8 protein-coding genes are annotated in these 16,350 nt (G+C 39.3%); 6 read left to right on the top strand and 2 right to left on the bottom strand.

Translation table 11 applies throughout. The features are described 5' to 3' along the window. Positions 1–97: 97 nt before the first annotated feature. The 6 genes from NQ505_RS03355 (at position 98) to NQ505_RS03330 (ending at position 12,567) form a co-directional block, all read left to right on the top strand. Positions 98–3,457, top strand: coding sequence for a TonB-dependent receptor (locus tag NQ505_RS03355; protein ID WP_008998142.1), 3,360 nt, complete (start codon positions 98–100; stop codon positions 3,455–3,457). Positions 3,458–3,479: 22 nt separating this feature from the next. After that, entirely contained in the window at positions 3,480–5,309 is a 1,830-nt protein-coding gene (locus NQ505_RS03350) for a RagB/SusD family nutrient uptake outer membrane protein (protein WP_032853316.1), read from the top strand. A gap of 92 nt (positions 5,310–5,401) precedes the next feature. Then, positions 5,402–6,826, top strand: coding sequence for a glycosyl hydrolase family 28 protein (locus tag NQ505_RS03345; protein WP_008998140.1), 1,425 nt, complete (start codon positions 5,402–5,404; stop codon positions 6,824–6,826). Between the two features lie 110 nt (positions 6,827–6,936). Further along, positions 6,937–8,148: a glycoside hydrolase family 99-like domain-containing protein gene (locus NQ505_RS03340; protein WP_008998139.1), complete on the top strand. Its 1,212-nt coding sequence runs from the start codon at positions 6,937–6,939 to the stop codon at positions 8,146–8,148. 41 nt (positions 8,149–8,189) lie between these two features. After that, complete coding sequence (locus NQ505_RS03335) at positions 8,190–9,146, top strand: glycoside hydrolase family 43 protein (RefSeq protein ID WP_008998138.1); 957 nt, start codon at positions 8,190–8,192, stop codon at positions 9,144–9,146. A 31-nt stretch (positions 9,147–9,177) separates the two neighbouring features. Beyond that, the gene (locus NQ505_RS03330) at positions 9,178–12,567 is read left to right on the top strand and encodes a family 78 glycoside hydrolase catalytic domain (RefSeq protein ID WP_232292980.1); all 3,390 of its coding nucleotides are present in this window, start codon (positions 9,178–9,180) and stop codon (positions 12,565–12,567) included. Positions 12,568–12,724: 157 nt separating this feature from the next. Here NQ505_RS03330 and NQ505_RS03325 read toward each other — a convergent pair whose 3' ends face one another. Beyond that, positions 12,725–13,654 (bottom strand): magnesium transporter CorA family protein, encoded by a 930-nt coding sequence (locus NQ505_RS03325; RefSeq protein ID WP_008649186.1) that lies wholly within the window; start codon positions 13,652–13,654, stop codon positions 12,725–12,727. Positions 13,655–13,883: 229 nt separating this feature from the next. After that, positions 13,884–16,334: a TlpA family protein disulfide reductase gene (locus tag NQ505_RS03320; RefSeq protein WP_008998136.1), complete on the bottom strand. Its 2,451-nt coding sequence runs from the start codon at positions 16,332–16,334 to the stop codon at positions 13,884–13,886. Between the last annotated feature and the right edge of the window lie 16 nt (positions 16,335–16,350).

Genomic DNA, 16,350 nt, shown 5'->3' with positions numbered 1-16,350 from the left:
TATGATGCGTATGGCTACTCTTATATGCTTTCTAAATGAGATTTTTTAAAATATAATTCGCGGATTTGTTAATTTATAATTTAATATCTAATTGATTATGAAGAATTTTCAGCAGAAAAGACTTGCAGGAAAAATTCCTTGGTACAGACGTGGAATGGCTGGATGGAGTCTTGCTCTAGTATGTTTTTGTGTTATATTGTTTGGGAATATACAGACAATGGTTGCACAAACGAGAAATGTGACAATTGATGTCGTAAATACTCCTATAGGGAAAGTCTTTGATGAATTGAGTAAGCAGACTCGCTATAAGATTTTTTATAGTGATAATGTTATTGACTCTAAACAAAAAGTGAGTATAAACTGTGTGAATAAACCGTTAAAGGACGTTTTGGAGAAAATCTTGGAGGGCACTGGAGTCGGTTTTGAAATAAAGGGTAGAAAAGTTCTTCTTTTTAAGCTTAAAGAGCCTTCTTCAAATTCGAAAAAAGAATCGAATATCATGATTAATGGCCGTGTGACGGATGAGAACGGAGAACCGATCATTGGGGCTACTATTACTTCAGAAAAGACTTTGAAAGGAACAATCACAGATTTGGATGGTAAGTTCATGCTGGAGATTCCTGAGAATACTAACCTGACGGTTTCTTATGTTGGCTATCGCAACCAGATTGTAAGAGGACTCCCTAATATGGATGTGCGATTACAGGAAGATTCGAAGATGTTGGATGAAGTGGTAGTAGTTGGTTATGGAACACAAAGAAAGGGAAATCTGACAGGTTCGGTGTCGAGCGTGAAAGCCGATAAGTTGACTATAGCTCCTGTTGCTACCGCTTCCAATACACTTGTCGGACAACTACCCGGATTAATTGCTACACAGTCAAGTGGACAGCCCGGTTCGGACTCCGCTACATTAAATGTCCGTGGTTTTGGCAGTGCTTTGATAATTGTTGATGGAATTGAAGCATCACTTGACAATATTGATGCTAATCAGATTGAATCAATATCTATTCTGAAAGATGGAGCTGCTTCAATTTACGGTGCAAGGGCAGGTAATGGCGTTATCTTGATTACAACAAAAAGAGGAACGGACCAGAAACCAATGATTACTCTTAACACGGCATTCACTTGGCAGGGGGTAACAAAAATGTTGAAGCCTGCAAGTTCGGGACAGCGAGCTGAAATGGAAAGAGAAGCATGGCTTCAATCCGGGCAACCTGAAGCTAGTGCTCCGTTTACAGAAGAACAGATACAGAAGTACTATGACGGCACGGATCCTCTTTTTCCAAATACTAATTGGTATAAAGAGCTTATTAGGGACTGGGCTCCGGAACAACAACATAACATTTCTATCCGGGGTGGAAATGACAGACTTAAATTTTATGGTTTTTTTGGTTATCTGAATCAGGAAACGATGATTAAAAAGAATGGGGGAAATTATGAGAGGTTCAATTTACAATCTAATATTGATGCCAAGATTTTGGATAATTTGACTTTAAGGCTGGATCTTGCTTATAGCCAGGAACAAAGGAACTATACAACACGTAGTATGGGAGTAGGAGGAACTATTTGGCAAGATTATTGGAATACTCTTCCATATTATCCATCTACTTTACCTGATCCTGATAGAATTCCATATGCTTTTGGGGCAGGTGTTGGTGGTTTGCATGTCAGTTCTAATAGAGATATAAGCGGATATGATGATGCCCGTGGCGAAGATTTACGTGGAACAGCTTCATTGGAGTATAAGTTTAAATCTGTGAAAGGGTTGTCTATTAAGATGTTTGAGAGCTATCGGAAGGTTTATTCATTTAATAAGATCTTCAATAAGCCGGTAGATCTTTATACTTATGATCCTGCCAGTGATATTTATACATTAGCTGGGACGTATGGTTCCAAGGCTTCATTGAGCCAAGCACATTCACGATCGGAAACATTTACGCAACAATACTCTATAAATTATGAGAATAGTTTTAACGATACTCATCATCTGACAGCTATGGCCTTATATGAAGCAATCAATTATTCGGGTGACTATTTGTTTGCTTCAAGAAAAGACTTTATGATGACTGCTATTGACCAGATGTTTGCAGGTAGCACCGAGGGGATGACCAACAATGGCTATGCAAACGAAATGGGGCGTATGAGTTTTGTTGGGAGGGTTAATTACAGCTATAAGAATAAGTATTTATTAGAAACAATTCTCCGTGCTGATGCATCAGCTAAATTTCCTCCAGGAAAACGTTGGGGGTATTTTCCTAGTGTATCTGTAGGATGGATGCTTTCAGAAGAAAAGTTTATATCACAGATACGTTTTATAGATAATCTGAAATTACGTTTAAGTTATGGGCAATCAGGAAATGATGGTGTAGGTAATTTTCAGTATTTGTCTGGTTATACTTATGGGCATGCTTATCTGTTGGGCAAAGAATCGGTTCAAGGAATGGTTTCCACAGGTTTGGCCAATCCTAATTTGACATGGGAAAAGGTGGAAATAGCCAATGTGGGTATTGATTACTCTTTCTTTGATCGGAAATTATATGGAGAGGTGGATGTATTTTATCGTGAACGTACAGGTATTCCTGCTACACGGTTAATGTCGCTACCTTCAACTTTTGGAGCGAATTTGCCACCGGAGAATATTAATAGTCTTAATGATAGGGGATTTGAAGTAAAACTGGGAACTTCAGGTACTGTGAATCAGCTGAGATATGATGTAAGTGGAAACATTTCTTGGTCACGTGCCAAATGGAAATATTATGAAGAACCTGATTATACAGATTCCGATCAGGCTCGAATCTTTAAACAAAGCGGAAAGTGGACAGACTGTGTGTATGGATATGTCTCTGATGGATTATTTACCAGTCAGACCGAAATAGATGTGGCTCCATATTATGAGGATCTACAAGGGAATGCTATGCTTAAACCGGGGGATGTGCGGTATAAAGATTTGAACGGAGATGGTATTATTAACTGGAAAGATCAGAAAGAGATAGGTGGTAGTACTCTTCCTCACTGGATATATGGCCTCAATGTTGCTTTGTCTTATAAAGGATTTGACCTTAGTATGCTTTTCCAAGGCGCTTTTGGATATAATCAGAACATAAGTAATGGATTGTATTCCACTTTACTTTATGAAGAAAGATGGAGTCCGGAGAATAATGACGCTAATGCCATTTATCCACGTTTAGGAGGTGTGTCTACTAATAGTTACACTTCGGACTTTACCTATAAGAAGGCAGGATATTTGCGATTGAAAGTAGCATCATTGGGGTATAGTCTGCCTAGACAACTTTTGGAGAAGTGCCATATAAATAATGCCAGAGTTTATTTGTCCGGAACAAATTTATTGACATTTAATCGTTTGGGTAAATATGGAATTGACCCCGAAGCACAGAATGTGGGATATTATTATCCTCAACAGCGTACAATAAGTTTGGGATTGAATATTTCATTTTAAAATATAAATAAATATGCATGCTATGAAAAAGATAAAGAGTCTTTTATTTTTAGGATTGTTTATGATGACATCCTGCTTGGATATCTTAGATAAAGAGCCTTTGGATATAATTTCTGATAATGCAGTATGGAGTGATCCGGTTCTGATTGATAGTTATTTGGCTGAGTGTTATTATCAGACTTCTGTAATGGTAAACGAAACTCCCGGATATTTTACTGATGGAGGAAACTTCTGGCAAAGTGAGTTGGGAATGGGGATGTGTTGGATTAATGAGATTGCAGATGAGGCTAAAGTAAACTGGGCATACAATACGGATGCAGTCAGAACTTATAAGGCGGGGGGATTGACTATTGGTGGAGGATTCTTGGAATGGTGGGAACTCCCTTATAATACTATTCGTGCATTGAATGAATTTATTCAGCGTGTTCCCGGTTCTCCGGTAGCAGAGGAGTTGAAAAACGAGCGGGTGGCAGAAGCACGTTTTTTAAGAGCGTATAATTATTTTGCCATGGTGAAACGTTATGGCGGCGTTCCTTTGATAACTGTTCCACAAGCGTTGGATGAGCCTTGGGAGGAGTTGTATCCAAGCCGTAACTCGGAGCAGGAGGTTTATGACTTTATTCTTTCAGAAATGGATGATATTATAAATAATGAATACCTGTATGAAACGGTTGGAGATGATAACTTGGGTAGACCATCGAAATACGCTGCATTAGCACTAAAGAGTCGTGCAGCATTGTATGCGGGAAGTATTGCTCAATTTGGAAAAGTACAAATGAATGGTTTATTGGGAATCCCATCGTCATTGGCTGAACATTATTATCGGGAGTCTTATAAAGCATCGAAAGAGATAGGCAAGAAACACTCTCTTTATGATGTAAATGCAGATAAGGTAAGTAATTTTAAGAATATCTTTCTCGTCAAAAATAATTGTGAGGTTATTTTAGCCAGACGACATAATGATTCTCCCACTTCAATAAACAGTGGAGATTATAGCGGCGGACATTCATGGGGATATGATTTTGCACAATGTCCCAAACCGCAAGCATGGGGTGCAGGAAATAAAGATGCTCCTTATCTTGAGATGGTTGAAGCATTTGAACATATTGATGGAACGTCTGGAATATTGGACCGGATGCAGATTCAACAAGGGTTATGGACAACAGATGAATTATGGGCAAACAAGGATCCGCGTTTTTTTGCCACAATTTATACACAAAATACAGCTTGGAAAGGAACGATGGTTGATTACCATAACGGGCTTCGCCTGCCTGATGGAACAATACAGAATGATGGTTCATACCAAGGGGTACTGGCACTAGGAACTCAGTCTGTAGATAATGGGTTTGGGACAGGGTTTGGCATAATGAAATATCTGGATGAGGGTAATAATACACTTCAGTTTCCTGGCATCTCAAGCACTGACTATCTTGTTTTCAGATATGGAGAGGTGTTGTTAAATCTGGCAGAAGCAGCTTTTGAACTGGGAGAAACAGGAGAGGCGTTAGGAGCAGTGAATGAAATAAGAGAGCGTGCAGGGATAGCACCTCTTGAGTCGATAGATCGTGATAAAATACGTCACGAGCGGAAGGTGGAATTGGCTTTTGAAGGACATCGCTACTGGGATGTACGTCGTTGGAGGATTGCGGTGGATGTCCTTTCCAAACCCAATTCCGGATTACGTTATATTTTGGATTATGAAACCGGTAAGTATCGGCTTCAGGTGTTGGATAATGTGGATGGTACAGGTACATCTCCCAATTTCTATGAGCATAATTATTATTTCCCTATCACACTGTCGCGTACAGGAAATAATCCTAATTTGCAGGAGAATCCGGGCTATCAAAATTAATCTAAAAGAGTGGAAGATGCCTGAAAAGTATATTAGTTTAGGTATCTTCTGTTCAATTGTTCCATCACTGCAATATTGTAAAAAAGATAACTATGTATTTGAAATATGTATTCATTGTGTTTTTAGTGATAAGTATAACTTGTTGTACGGATAAAAGTAATCCGAGGAATATAGGTGAGCTTCTTTCTGGAAATTTCAAAATAGAAGTAGGAGGAGAACCTGTGTTCGTTTATCAGGCACGAGTATCCAAGTACCCTGTTAATCAGAACTGGCCTGGATATCAACGACCTTTGGAACAAACGGAAATCGCATCTTTTGCTTCATTCGATTATGAAGCCGGCAAGACCGTGAGAATAACAACAGATAAAAAAATTGAGAGTTGTGATATACGTCCTAAAGAATTTGGGATCATTCCGGAGGTGAAAGGAAATACTATTGAATTTGAAGTCGCTAATCCTTGTCAGTTTGTCGTCGAGATTAACGGACATCATGAAGCCTTACATCTATTTGTTAACCCTAAGGAATATACACAGGTGGATAAGGAGGATAGTCGCATTCATTATTATGGTCCTGGAGTTCATGAAGCAGGAGTGATTAATGTGAAAAGCGATGAAACTGTTTATATAGATGAAGGGGCGGTAGTCTATGGAGTTATTCGTAGTGAAAATAGTTCTAATATCAAGATAATTGGTAAAGGAATTCTTGATGCAAGCCGGATAGCAAGAGGGACTGCCCCTAACATGATTAGTTTGCATAAGGTACGTAACGCTTATATTGGGGGAATTATATTGAGAGATGCACATGAATGGGGAGTCGTACCTTCTTGCTGTAATCAGGTTATATTTGATAATATAAAGTTGATAGGCTTCTGGCGCTACAATTCTGATGGAATTGATATAGTAAATAGTAGTAATATAGTCATAAAAAATTCTTTTATTAGAGCGTTTGACGATAATATAGCGATAAAGGGATTACAGTGGGCGTATGAGGAACAACGTATTATTGAAGGTATTCGGGTAGACAATTGTGTGCTATGGAATGATTGGGGCAAGATATTTGAGTTCGGTGCGGAAACGGTAGTTGATACAATTCGGGATGTTGTGATATCCAATTGCTATGTACCTCGTTTTACCATGGTGGCTATGGATATGCAGAATGGTGATAGAGGGCATATTGAAAATGTAATCTTCGATAATATTTCCATTGAGGAACCGATACGGGAACGCGCAATGTTGGGTGAAACGCCTATGGACACAAAAGACTGGGGAAGGGCTATTTCTTTAGGTGTTTATGGAACACAATGGTCAAGTGATGTTATTCGTGGAAGTATTGATAATGTACAATTCAGGAATATACGTTGTGTTGGTTCTTCTTCCAGCATAGAATTGAAAGGTTATGATGAGAAACATCGGGTATCTAATGTACACATTGAGGGTTATTTGGTCAATGGAACGAAGATTACCGGAGATGATTTCGTGCAAAAGAATGAGTTTGTGACTAACGTTGTTTGGGAGTGACTTTTTTATGACTAGCTGTTTATAAGGTAGCCAGTCGAGATAATGATAATATTTATAGGATGTGATAAACAGAGCCGGAAGAATACCGGTTCGTAATTTTGGATAATGAAATGATAAAGAAGAATAGACTCAAATATATTGTTTTTTGTTGGTTGAATATAACAGCTGTGTTTGCTTTTGTCGGACAGGTGGCAGCACAAACGGCAGAAATGAATACTCATCCTGATTACAGTGTTGCTGCTTATGTTTGGCCTTCGTGCCATAACGACCATCCCAAAGGGTGTAAGCTACTATGGCCGGAGGGAATGGGGGAGTGGGAAATTATTAAAAAGGCTACTCCTCGCTTTGAAGGTCACTACCAGCCTAAACAGCCTTTGTGGGGATATGAAATGGATAATGATCCGCAAGTGATGGAGAAATGGATTGATGCTGCTACACGACATGGGGTGAATGTCTTCATTTTTGATTGGTATTGGTATGATGAGGGCCCGTTTCTTGAAAGCTGTATCAATGATGGCTTTTTGAAAGCACACAATAATGATAAGATGCAGTTCTATATTATGTGGGCCAACCATGATGTAAAGAAGAACTATTGGAATGTGCATAAATATGGTAACGATGAATCGTTGTTGTGGGATGCTACTGTAGACTGGAAAAACTTTAAAACCATAGTGGATAGAGTGATCAATCAATATTTTGTAAAAAGTAACTATTTCAAGATAGACGGGGCTCCTGTTTTCTCCATTTTTGGTCTGGAGAAGTTCATTCAGAGTTTCGGGACTGTAGATGAGGCTCGTAAAGCATTAGATTATTTTAGAGAACAGGTGAAAAAGTACGGATTCCCCGAACTTCATATACAATCAATTATTGGTGGTGGTATACCTGACAAGACGATGTTGAAACAGATAGAGCAATTAGGTATAAACAGTATGACACATTATAACTGGGGTGGTCCGCATCCGGAAGATTATATGACTTGGGGAAGAGAATCAATGGAAAGAATGGAGAAATGGGTAGAGGCTCTTTCTGTCCCTTATTTCCCCAATGCTTCTATTGGTTGGGACGATACTCCACGATTTCCTCATAAAACTAAAAAGGATGTAGTACACTATAACAACTCTCCTCAAAGCTTTGCAACATATCTTCAAAAGGCAAAGGAGTATGTCGATGCCCGTCCGGATTTGCCGAAACTGATTACAGTCTTTTCTTGGAATGAATGGATAGAGGGAGGTTATCTCTTACCTGATATGAAATATGGATTCGGCTATTTGGAAGCAGTTAAAGAGGTGATGCTTGATGGAAAATATGATAGGTATAAATAATATAGTGCAAAAATAATAAGTATAAATATTAATAAACGACTATGATGAGGATATCAAAATTATTATGTAAGTCATTTGCATTGCTTAGTTTATTGTTTATTGCTTGTAGTAATACGGATGACATTCAGCAGAAAGTAACAGAGGTTGAGGCAAGTCAATTGAAAGTAAGAGACCCTTTCATTTTTTACGATGTGGATACTGATTATTATTACTTGTGTGTAAATGGTACTCTGAAAGTAAAATCATACAAAAGTAAAGATCTGCTTACTTGGCAGGAAAATGGATATTCATTTCTTCCTTCTGCCGGATTTTGGGGGAAAGAAGATTTCTGGGCTCCTGATCTTTATAAGTATAAAGATAAATTCTATTTGTTTATTACGTTAAGTGCACCAAATATAAAGAGAGGTACTTCTGTCCTGGCCTCGGATAGGGTGATGGGGACTTTTCAACCATTAGTAAATAAGGCTGTCACTCCACAGGAATGGACGTGTCTGGATGGCTCTCTTTATGTTGATCAGGAAGGAACTCCATGGCTTTTTTATTGTCGTGAATGGGTGGAAGTTGGTGATGGGGAAATATACGTCCAACAACTGAAAGATGATTTGACTGTGACGGATAGTGAGCCATATTTGTTGTTTAAGGCTTCTGAAGCTCCGTGGGTGGGCCCGGTCACTTTAGGTGAGAATACTGGTAATGTGACTGATGCTCCTACTGTTTATCGTTTAGAGAACGGTGCACTTCTGATGTTGTGGTCTAGTTTTACCAAAGATGGCAAATATTGTATCGGTCAAGCGTTGTCGGAATCAGGTAATGTACGGGGACCATGGGTACAAATACCGGAACCTTTGAATGATGATGATGGTGGTCATGCAATGTTGTTCAAAGACAAGGCCGGAAACCTGAAAATATCTTATCATTCTCCTAATACGACGGGACTCGAAAGGTTGACGATTAAAGATGTAGTGATTGAGAATAACAAAGTTAGAATCATAGAATAAAAACGGGATGTATAGGATAACTCTTTTGCTTATGTTATTGACGACGGTGAATATGTCTGCCGGTAACTTTTTCTCTGTTTATTGCCTGACTACCGAACAAGCCGGGAACCCAATAGGAATAGATTCGCAGTCTCCACGTTTTAGTTGGAAGATATATGCTCAAAAACGTAATTTTAAACAATATGCCTATCAGGTGTGCGTGGCAGATTCAGAAGATAGACTGACGAATGGTGAGGCCAATATATGGGATAGTGGGAAGGTCCTCTCTGAAAAATCAATTCTTATCCCTTTTGAAGGCGTAAAACTGAAATCGTCTGAAGTATATTACTGGAAGGTCAGAATCTGGGATGATGAAAACAAGGCATCTGCATGGAGTCAGATAAATACATTTACGACTGGTTTGTTAGAAGATTCCGACTGGGGTAATGCTCTATGGATTTCAATGGAAAAAGACAGAGAGCTAGTGAGAGGTATTCATTATCAGGAGAAAGAAGCTCTGCCTGCCCAAAAGGTAGGAATGTATAGGCTTCCTCAATTCCGGAAGCAATTTAGTGTGAAAGCAAAAAACATAAGTAGAGCTTTTGCTTATGTTTCCGGTTTGGGACATTTTGACTTCTTCCTGAATGGTAAGAAGGTGGGAGATCATTTTCTGGATGCCGGATGGACTCTGTATGATAAAGAAGCTTTTTATGTATCATTTGATATAACAGATCAGCTGCAACGAGGGGAAAATGTGCTGGGAGTTATGCTTGGAAACGGATTTTATAATGTACCACAGGAACGTTATTTTAAATTGCTAATCTCCTATGGCGCCCCTAAAATGAGATTACATTTGAGAATAGTCTATGATGACAACTCTGTTCAGGAGATTATTTCTGATAAATCGTGGAGGGTTAGTGAAAGTCCAGTGACTTTTTCTAGTATATATGGTGGGGAAGATTATGATGCAACCCGAGAACAACCGGGGTGGATGGATGTGGGTTTTGATAGTAGTAATTGGAAAGATGTATTGGTTTCCAATTATGTTCCCAAAATGGTTTCTCAGCAAACAGAACCGATCAAGCAGAGAGAGGAAATACCCGTAGTTGAATATTATAAGAATGAGAAAGGAAATTGGGTGTATGATTTAGGACAGAATTTTTCAGGAATAATTCGCCTTTCTATAAGAGGTGAAAGAGGGCAGAGTGTACGTTTAATACCTGCCGAATTACTTAATCGGGACCATACAGTCAATCAGTCGGCATCGGGAGAGCCTTTTTATTTTGCTTATAAACTTCGAGGTGGTCAGTGCATTGAAACATGGCAACCGCAATTCACCTATTATGGTTTTCGTTATGTGGAAGTGGAAGATGCGGTTCCGGCAGGAGAGGAGAATCCGGATAAACTTCCGATCATAACAGGGCTTGTCGGGTTGCAGACCTGTCTAGCTACTCCTGAAACAGGGAGCTTTTCTTGTTCCAATCCTTTGTTTAATAAGATACATAATCTTATAGATTGGGCCATGCGCAGTAATATGGCCAGTGTATTGACCGATTGTCCTCACAGGGAAAAACTAGGCTGGGTAGAACAGGCTTATCTGATGCAATACTCTCTACAATATCGTTACAATATGTCGCGGATGTATAACAAGATAATAAGAGACATGTGTTTGTCGCAAACTGAAGAAGGGATAATCCCCTCTATCTCACCCGAATATGTAAGATTTAAAGAAGGGTTCGAAGATACGCCGGAATGGGGAAGCGCATTTATTATATCTTCTTGGTATGCATATTTATGGTATGGAGATGACAGGGCTTTGATAGAATATTATCCTGCGATGAAAAATTACATGAATTATCTGGCTTCCCGTGCAAAAGATCATATAATCTCTTATGGCTTGGGCGATTGGTTTGACATAGGACCAGATGTTCCGGGGAATTCGCAATTAACGTCTAATGGAGTGACGGCAACAGCAACCTATTATTATAACGCTGTTATTATGCAGAAGATTGCCCGGCTTTTAGACGTTTCCGAAGATGTGGAGACCTATAAAAAGTTAGCGGATAGTATTAAAGTTGCTTTTAATCGTATATTCTTTGATTCTTCGTCGAATATTTATGATCATAATAGCCAAACGACTAATGCAATCGTTTTATTTATGGATTTGGTAGATGAGGCTCATAAACCGATTGTGCTTGGTAATCTGGTTCGTGATATACAAAACAGAAATTATGCATTGACGGCTGGGGATATAGGGTATAGATACGTATTACGTACTTTGGAAGCTAATGAATTGTCGGAACTGATTTATAAAATGAATTGTAGATATGATGTTCCTGGTTATGGTTGGCAGTTGGCACATGATGCGACAGCACTTACAGAATCGTGGCAGGCATTTGGATTTGTGTCTAATAATCATTTTATGCTAGGACACTTAATGGAATGGTTGTATAGTGGTATAGGTGGTATACGTCAAGCAGAAAACTCGTTGGGATATAAGACGGTGGTGATAACTCCTCAACTCGTTGGTGATATAACATCTGCTGTGACTTCGTATGAATCTCCTTATGGGATGATTCGTTGTGAATGGAAAAAAGGTAGAGAAAAATACGAATTGAAAGTTTCTATTCCAGCCAATAGTGAGGCGATAATCAGTTTACCTGCCGCAACATTTGAAGATGTAGCAGATTATGGTGTGGATTTGACATCAGTAACAAGTATCATTAAAATGGGAACTTGCCAAGAAGGGATAAAGTTAAAGGTCGGATCAGGAAATTATCTGTTTACGGTCAACAATCCTGTTTATAAATCAACTACTTCGTTGGATGTCAGTAAGGTAACTAATGTATTATGTTTAGGTAACTCGATAACCAAACATGGAGTGAAACGCGATATTGACTGGCTTTCTGATTGGGGGATGGCAGCGTCGAAAGAAGAGTATGACTATTGTCATCAGCTTCAGTCTATGCTTAAACAGTATAATGATTTGTCAACCGTCACCCCACTGAATATTGCATATTGGGAGCAGAACTTAAATTGTAATATTGACTCTCTGATTGGAGAGGAATGTCAAAATAAAGATTTGATAGTGATAAGACTTGGAGAAAATGTACGTAATAAGGAATTGTTTAAAACGAAGATTCTTGACCTTGTAGAGGTATGCAAGAAATATGCTTCTAATATTATTATTACCGGTTGCTTTTGGCCGGATGCTGACAAAGAAGAGGCATTGATTAGTGCAGCAAGTCGAAGTGGAGCCGAATATGTTCCACTAGCATGGATCAGTGAGCAGCAAGGAGTCTATCCAGAGATTGGTGATATATTGTATAGTACATCAAACAAACCCTATAAAGTAAAACAGGATTTTATAATCACACATCCCAATGATAAGGGTATGAGAATGATTGCCCGAAGGATATTTGAAGCAATAGATAGGAAGTGATATTGTAAGAGTTCTAAAGACCTATAAAATGAAAGATTTCCCTTTACTACAATCGAAGTGTATCTCAAGAAGATTAGAAACAAAACTTTTGAGATGTACTCCAATTGTAGTAAGGAAGGATAAATTTAAGACCTTTTAGACGCCTTCTGTAAAATATTTAGAACCATTTTATCTTCCGGAATATCACAAACGCAAGAGTTGACAATCCGATGGAAAATAGTACGATTAAAGAGAAAGCAAAGGGTACCTCTTCCAGATGAATATCCACATTCATACCATAGAAACTGGCAATCAATGTCGGGAGCATCAGGACAATGGACAGACTTGTCATGCGTTTCATGATCGTATTCACGTTATTGGAGATAATGGAGGCAAAAGCATCCATTGTTCCAGTGAGAATGTCACTGTAAATATTCACCGTGTTAAGTGCCTGTTTCAATTCGATAATCACATCTTCCACTAGTTCAGTGTCCAGATAATCCGTATCCTGGAAAATAGTCCTTAATTTTCCTATCATTACTTCATTTCCACGGATGGAAGTATTGAAGTAGACCAATGTTTTCTGCAGTCTCATCAGCCGGAGCAGGTCCTCGTTGCGGATGCTTCGTTCCAGTTCCTTTTCTGCGGCGCTGATGTCTATGTTTATCTGCTTTAGGTATTTCAGGAACCATACGGCAGAAGAATAGATGATCCGGAGAATCAGATCCAGTTTGTTGCGCACAACAATCCCTTTTCGGCGGGTATGCTCAATAAAATCCGGTAATAGATCAGTGTTATGATAACAGACGGACACAATGATTTCATTATTGGTGATGATACCGATTGGTACGGTGCTGAAAGGCAGAGTGCTGTTTTGCGCAATCTGCACAGGGATACGAAGAATGGTCAATAACCAGTTACCTTCCGTATCCGTACGCGGACGTTCGTCTGTATCGGCTATGTCATTAAGAAATGATTCGGGTACGTTGAGAGTTTGAGTTAGAAATTCAAAGTCATCATTATTTGGGCATACTACATTTACCCAGCTGTTAGGAAGCCATTGAGCTTTTTCCACAAAGCCAGCTTCACAATAAAGATACGTTCTCATCTTATTGCCTCCTTTCGTTTGTTTGACACGAGCAGAGGCATCAGGTTTCAATGACTCTGTTCGCTTTAATTAATACTAGTTGTGCACGTTCGCGGGTTTGAATCGTCCATATTTCTATGATTTTAATTTAAAAGCGATGCAAAGGTACGGAAAAATGAAGAGGGTTCCGCCCTTTGTATCGCTTTTTTGATATTCTTTTATTCGTGCCCTTTATTTAGAGGCTCCGTTACTATTCTGTTTTTCCTTCGAAATGATTATCCAGATATTTCCTGATATTGTAACTGCTTAAACGCTCTTTGGATATGCTACCATCTTTTTCAACAAGTTCATAGTGTGGAATACCATTGAACTGGAATAGTTGACGCAGATAATTGAACTCTGCCTCCGAAACATAATAACAGGCTTCTCCTTTTAGATTCTTCTCTACATATTTTTGGTAGTCTTTCTCGGGCGAATCTTTCTGACTTGTGATATAGATGAACTGAAACTCCGGATGATCTTTATATTTTTTGCGTAAATCGGCAGTTGCCTCTATTCCTGCACGACAAGGGCCACAAGTCGTTGCCCAGAAATCGACAAATAGAACCTTATCTGAATGATTTTTTATGATGTTGCGGAATACTTCAGTCGCTTTTCCTTCAGGCAACTGATAAGATCTCGCCCTATCTTTCGGGTGTGCTTTTTCCAGCACTCGTTCAGCTTCTGCTGCGAGAAACGGTTCGGTGAATATTTGTTTGATGCTATCCACATATTCATGGGCTATTTGGCTGTCTTTGATATTTCCTAAATTAAAATTAAGGCTCCGCACTTTGGCTATTTGCCAGAGCAAGGGATTGGGAGTAGGATATAATTGTGCAATGATGGAATCTTTCTTGAAATCATATTTCTGGTTCATTTTTATAAAGATTCTATCCTTATCCTGCTGGGATTCTTCCTTTTTCTCGGAATATAATGCCACATATTCTTGTATGAGTTTTTGTTCTTTTTCATAGAGCGATGCCATCTTCTCGTTCTCTGCAATTAGCTGCCTCATTATAATTTTGGCAGTAGTTCCGGCCAACTTCTCCTGTCTAAGTCTTATTGCTTCCTGCTCCTTATTTAGTTTCACACCTTTTTCTTTAAGGAAAGTCAATAGAGGTTTCTTCGGATAAGTATAATCAATGCTGTCTGATGGAGAAAAAGACTGGCCGGAATATGCTTCCCGGAACAGGTCCATGTATTCGAAACGGTTGATAAATGTACTTGCGTTTGTATTCGCAAGTACGGTTACATCATTGAGTGGCATATCTTTCAAGAAACTGTAATAGGAATCGTCTTCCTTTACTTTCAGCGCCTGATTGGTGCTATCTTGCTTTGCGTAATAATCTCTGCTCATCAAGAAATCAAAAAGCATACTTCCGGCTTGCAAATCTACCTTGTTCTTTATCAGATGAACTGCCTTGAGAGAGGGCTGATAGATTTGGCTTACAGAGTCTGCAACCTGTTTCCATTGTGCAATGATAGGCTTCATGTGCTCCTTGTATTGGTCGGGGGTTAATGTCTTTTGCGATTTCGATAAGTCCTCATAGCGATAGGTAATCAGGTTATCAAAGTCTTTCAGGAGGTAGGAGAGAGAGGCGGATGGACCCATATATGCTGTGTTCCTGATAGGGAAGTAATGATCGCGTGCACGGCTGCGTGCCATTACAGCTTCCCAGTCGATATACATGGTGAGAGTTTGTCCGGGTTCAATATAGAATGGAATCCAGTTGTGTCCCAGTACTACCGATGATTCTATCGGATGATTAATGATAAATCGACAGCTAAAACTACCGTTCGGGGCTATCTGGATGACGGTCGGATAATCTTCACGGGTCAGTTCATTTGACAGATAAATAAGACCGGTGTCAAATCCTAAACGAGGATCGTATCCGTTTATATACCCTTGCAGATAAGTTGAATCCTGGCGGAAGAACTGCTTAAAATCAGGTTCTGCAGCAACCTGTGTAATTGGAGTTCTCTCCTTGCTGTACACTAATTCTTCCGCTCCTTTCTGCTGAATCTTACACGTGCCGTCTTTTTGCGGGGTGAATGATAAAGTCATTTCCTCCTGACTCTCTCTATCTTTTAAAGTCATTTCAATCCGCTTTCCTTTTTTTCGGATATTTTCATTGGTGTATATCCGGTTATTCAGAATGCTGATGGAGTCGTAAACTCCATATTCCCATGAACCGGAACCGTCCGTTTTGAACCAATTGCCTTTGATGGTGACTAGTGGAGAAGAATCTTTCTTCTTTTGCGGAACCAGCGATATGTCATAAATATTACCTTCGGGGTCAGTAGGATTGAGAAAATGAATACTCTGTGTTTCTGACGGTAACGGCTCGAAAACCAGCACATAATCCATCGTTCCTGAATCCGGCATATAGACTTCTTTTTTAAGTTCGATGCCTTCAGCACTTTTGAACAGATATTTCTTGCCGGTTGCGGCATCTTCCAGATAGGTATCTCCATCTTCCATGATCCACCAGTGTGGGCGGAAGATAGCATGAATATATACTCTTGTGTTCTCGGGAGTGCGCTCTATGCGGGTGATGTTGGAAATACTTCCTGATCGGGCTTTGAAAGGAGGATGGTCGATTGTTTGTGCGGATACTATACCCGATAACAAAAGTAAGATACAAAATAAAGTTGTTTTCATAATAATAGTTTTTCGA

The sequence above is a fragment of the Bacteroides sp. D2 genome, assembly GCF_025147085.1.
Lineage (GTDB): Bacteria > Bacteroidota > Bacteroidia > Bacteroidales > Bacteroidaceae > Bacteroides.
This window is presented reverse-complemented; position numbering and strand designations above follow the sequence as displayed.